This is a genomic window from Fulvivirga kasyanovii (assembly GCF_009711405.1).
Classification (GTDB): Bacteria; Bacteroidota; Bacteroidia; order Cytophagales; family Cyclobacteriaceae; genus Fulvivirga; species Fulvivirga kasyanovii.
The window spans coordinates 1-4,592 of the sequence record NZ_SMLW01000293.1 but is presented as its reverse complement, the minus strand read 5'-3'; the positions used below and the strand labels follow the sequence as shown (position 1 = coordinate 4,592).

Genomic DNA, 4,592 nt, shown 5'->3' with positions numbered 1-4,592 from the left:
TCTAAATATCTGGCTTATGTGGTTATAGGTGTAGCCATTGCAGTGTTGATTGGCTGGCAGTTTAATATTGGTGTGCTGAAACGCGTAATTCCTGGGCTGGTTGCCATGAACCCGCTGACCGCGATTTGCTTTATTATGTCAGCTACGTCCCTTCTGCTTTTCTCATTTCAAAGCTACCGCACCACGTGGGCAAAAGCGGTTGCTCTTGGCATTACGGTGATTTGTATCATCAAAATCTCGGGTATGGTTTTGGGTATAGAGAACAACATAGACGAGCTCCTTTTTCACGATAAGCTGCAGGTTGATGTAGTAGTTGGCAACACCAATAGTATGGCCCCAAATACCGCATTATGTTTTATGATCATAGGTCTAGCCTTGTTCTATTTGCCTTATGAAACCTCAAAAGGCAAAAGGGTTTCAGAGATTATGTCTATTCACCTCACCATAAATAGAGTTTTACAATTCAGATTTTCTCCCTTAGTTTCTTTTTAACCTTTCTATTTCTTTTGCTAATGAAGACTCTTCATACCAATCTTCAATAGGCCAAATATCTGTCCACCAAGTTGCATAACCATAATCAAACTTTTCTAAAAGTTCCCTAAAGAATGGCTGATCTCTATATAGAGCAAAACATGGTTCTTGAAAAAATTGCTCCTTTTCAAGTGAAAAAGATGCTCGCAAAACGTACTCCATCATTGTTTTAGTATCTCCTTTATTAGCAAAAAAGCAAGCAAGGTTATAGTTTAGGTTTCCATGCATAATGACATCACCTGATTTTAAATTTAGTTTTTTCATTAAAGTGTCTATCAGTTGCTCATTTTCCTCACTGTAAGGGTGTTCAGCAATAACAGCCAATATGTTTGAAACCAGATCGGTAAACTGTGGCCAATCTTCTGAGTAATAAATGTGTTCTGAGAAAGCTACTAAACGCATAAAACACATAAGTACTTTTGACTTTTTTTCTGCATAAAGCTCACGAAAGATGGCTTCAAACTCACCTATTAGTGCTACATATTCCCACTCATCATTTTCAATATTTACCACAGGAACATAATCAAGTGCTAATTGTAAGTTTTGTTTTAACAGGGCTTGTTTTAGTTGTGGAATTTGAACGAAAGTGTATCCTGACATAATCTATTTATTGATTAATTCCTTCTCATATGTTTTTTCCCTTGATGATGTTCAACCATTTATTATTCGGTTTCTTATGAATTGAGGAACGTCTTCTCCATATATTAAGTTGAAAATTACAGAAATCAGTACACGAGGCAAAAGCAACTGAACAACCGGTATAAGTCATTACTCAACATTAGGTATTACTTTTTGAATAGAAGACGGGGTATTTTTCAGCTAACGCATAGGTTACTAAACTTTAAAGTTAATACAATTAACTGACAATCATAAACTAACAACTTTTTAGTAACCATCTTTTGGTTAGTAGCTGGAAAGGGAATCAATTGGAAGATAAAAATTGATATGAGGGACCTGGCACAAAGTACTGTCAGAGACCTTACAACCTCTGGGCCTGCAACGTATCTGTTGCTATTGATCCGCTTCCCTCTGCCAAAGCAGACCAGCTCATGATGTCTTTGGTTTATCAGAACCTCATCTCCAACGCCATCAAGTACTCCTCTAAAAAGGAGGCTCCATCGATCCATATTGGCTCCCAACAAGTGAATGGCGAGGTGGTTTATTTTGTTAAGGATAACGGTGCAGGCTTTGATATGAACTTTTATGAGAAACTTTTCGGGGTTTTTCAGCGGCTACATAGCGAAAGTGAATTTGAAGGAACAGGGATAGGACTAGCCACAGTTAACCGGATCGTACAAAGGCATGGCGGCCGTATCTGGGCCGAAGGAAAAATTGATGAAGGATCAGTTTTCTATTTTACACTTGGCAATTAGGCAAGTCCGTGACAAAGTTCTGCGGTTAATGCCTTACCTTTGCAAAATAATACAGGCCTTATTTGACCGTCCTTCTATAACATTTCTGATCCCTGTGATCCAGCCTTTCACACATCATCAATAGAAAAGTAAGGCCGATCTTCATTTATTGAATTAAACCAAAGCTCATGGGTAAGTTGAGCATAGTTACAAAAATCTATAATGGGTAAATATAACAGCGCAGCGCATCAAAAAAGTATTGAAAAGCAACATTCGGAATCAGTGCTTACCGAAGAACGGGAATACTGGTGGAATGAGGACTACCTGGAGCTTCTGTCCAAAAGACTAGATTTTGACCAGTGCCAAAAAGTAGCCGATATAGGATGTGGTATAGGCACGATGTCATTTACACTTTCCAAATTTTTTCCGGATGCCACTGTTATTAAAGGAATGGATTTTGAAAAGGGGCACATCAAAAAGGCTCGTCAGAAAAGTAAAAAGAAGAGCCGAGAACATGGAAACGAATTTCACTTTGTGGAAGGTGATGCCATGGACATTCCTTTTGAGAGCAACGAAATGGACTTAACCTTTTGCCAGACCCTGCTCATACATGTAGATGAACCTATGCACGTACTCGAAGAGATGAAACGTATCACACGAAATGAGGGCTGGATAGTGGCCATAGAGCCAAACAACCTTGTGCATACGCTGATGTTCGACAACTATGCCCAAACACACTTCGATATTGATGATATGATGAAGATCATAGAAGTGCGCCTGAGGTGTGAAAAGGGTAAACGAAAGCTGGGGCTTGGCTTTAATTCACTTGGCGATGCCCTTCCTGATCTTTTCACACAAGTGGGTCTGGAAGACATACAGGTCTGGATCTCTGACAAGGCACTTTCCTGTATCCCTCCTTATGACACGCGTGAGAAAAGAGTGCGGGTAGCTCAATTAATTGATTGGCTGGAAACCGGTGGTGGCGGTGGTTTCAATTATGATCGCGACCTTTGGTATTTTAAAGCCGGCGGTGGCAAAAAAGCCGACTTTGACATCTACTGGAACTATGTAATGATGTACAAGGAAAAGCTCCTGAAGCAGCTTATCGAACAAAAATATATATCTGCCGGGGGAAGTTTAATGTATATTGTAGCCGGCAAAGTGGTGAAATAGACCGAAGACAATTATGACTTACCGGCAACCAGCCCGCTGATCCTCTCCCTGAGGTTTGGCAGCTCTTCCAGTGGTGTTACGGTAGATAATAATCCATCGAGGTTTTTAGAAAATTTGGTAGTGATCAGGCTAAGCTTGTATTCAGAGTCTCTTTCATACCATACCTTCTGTAAGTCATACTGTATATCAAAGGTATTCTGTAAATTATAAAACTGGTGCATTTGGGACCTGGCTACGTGCAAGGTATCAGGGTGGTAATAATTGGTAATGGAAATTGAGGTCCTGCCGGCCTGGCCAGGGTCAAGATTAAGCCAACGGTACCCGATAGAGTTGATATATCTGATGGTTAAATCAGGGTTAATTACATAAAATATTGTTGGTATTACCTCTCCTACCTGCTCCAGCGTCATTTCTTCTTCCAACAACCAGCGATCAATCACGAGCAGATTGATCTTATCTGATGTTAAGTTTTTTTGCACAATAAATAGATTAATTGGTATCTGCAAAAATATTAATTATTTATTAAATCATATAACTAACTAGTTAATATATATTACATATTTAATTACGAGAATTAAAAATTACTTATTGCCTATAAGCGAATATGAGGTTATCACCATCAAAAATTGTAACATTCTGGCATTAAAACTTACATGTTCAAACTTACGAGGGTCAACATTTTTAATATTTAAATGCCTCAGATTAGTGCATTTATCTTGCATTTTGAAGTAAAAACAAACATTTCTTTTGTACATCCATCGTGTCCCAACGTAAATACCTCTGGGCTGTTTTTATCAAGTTGCAATTTTTTGGGTTTCCGGTGCTCTGCTACAATTTCAAAGTTGAGCAAAGCACCTGAACTCCATTTTCATACTTTTACATGAGACTATGCTGTAGATGTTAATTGCCTGGAGGAGTAGTTGGCCTGACCTCAATTTTACTTGGCAACGTACGCGGGCTTAGTCGCAGCAGGTCTACTACCATTTCACCAATATCCTCGATCTGGATCTTCCAGGCGTCCTGTTCACCCGGCTCATGGTTATTGAAGTAAGTAGAAACCGAACCTGGCATGATAGTGCTTACCCGTATGCCATATTTACGAAGGTCGAGCATAATAGCCTGTGTAAAACCGGTCAAGCCAAATTTGCTGGCATTATAGGCCGAACCACCGGCAAAGAAATTAGTGCCAGCGAGACTTGATATGGTTATGATATAGCCCTTACTACTTTTCAACGGATCAATGGCTGCCTTTACAGTATTGAACACTCCTGTTAAATTTGTATCTATGGTTTCCTGCCACTGTTGCGGGGTCAGTTCCTCAATTGACCCAAAGTGCCCTAATCCTGCATTGGCAATCACCACGTCCAACTTGTCCCATTTCTGTAGCACTTCGGCAACCGCCTTATTTTGAGAGTCGGCATTCCTTACATCTGCCTCTATAGCCAATACCTCTCCGCTCCCCAAGCTACCAAGCTTTTCAGCCGCCTCAAGGGCCGCCTGTTGTGAGCGACTGGTAATAGCTACTTTCATTCCGCT

Annotated in this window: 6 protein-coding genes; 3 read left to right on the top strand and 3 right to left on the bottom strand. The window is 40.1% G+C overall.

The genetic code is table 11. The features are described 5' to 3' along the window. On the top strand, nucleotides 1–492 hold a 492-nt coding region (locus E1163_RS30320), incomplete at its 5' end, for a hypothetical protein (protein WP_221417913.1). Here the strand turns inward: E1163_RS30320 and E1163_RS02190 are convergent. After that, nucleotides 478–1,131 (bottom strand): hypothetical protein, encoded by a 654-nt coding sequence (locus tag E1163_RS02190; RefSeq protein ID WP_155169006.1) that lies wholly within the window; start codon nucleotides 1,129–1,131, stop codon nucleotides 478–480. The two genes, E1163_RS30320 and E1163_RS02190, sit on opposite strands and share 15 nt — an antisense overlap. A 449-nt stretch (nucleotides 1,132–1,580) precedes the next feature. Here E1163_RS02190 and E1163_RS02185 point away from each other — a divergent pair, with 449 nt between their 5' ends. Together E1163_RS02185 and E1163_RS02180 are read left to right on the top strand one after the other, a co-directional pair. Next, the gene (locus E1163_RS02185; RefSeq protein ID WP_155169004.1) at nucleotides 1,581–1,904 is read left to right on the top strand and encodes a sensor histidine kinase; all 324 of its coding nucleotides are present in this window, start codon (nucleotides 1,581–1,583) and stop codon (nucleotides 1,902–1,904) included. A 201-nt stretch (nucleotides 1,905–2,105) separates the two neighbouring features. Further along, on the top strand, nucleotides 2,106–3,056 hold the full coding sequence (locus tag E1163_RS02180; RefSeq protein WP_155169002.1) for a class I SAM-dependent methyltransferase: 951 nt from the start codon (nucleotides 2,106–2,108) through the stop codon (nucleotides 3,054–3,056). An 11-nt stretch (nucleotides 3,057–3,067) separates the two neighbouring features. Here E1163_RS02180 and E1163_RS02175 read toward each other — a convergent pair whose 3' ends face one another. Both E1163_RS02175 and E1163_RS02170 read right to left on the bottom strand, forming a co-directional pair. After that, nucleotides 3,068–3,535 carry a hypothetical protein gene (locus E1163_RS02175; protein ID WP_155169000.1) on the bottom strand — a complete coding sequence of 156 codons (468 nt, stop codon included), beginning with the start codon at nucleotides 3,533–3,535 and terminating at the stop codon, nucleotides 3,068–3,070. Between the two features lie 421 nt (nucleotides 3,536–3,956). Then, on the bottom strand, nucleotides 3,957–4,592 hold a 636-nt coding region (locus tag E1163_RS02170; RefSeq protein ID WP_155168998.1), incomplete at its 5' end, for an SDR family oxidoreductase.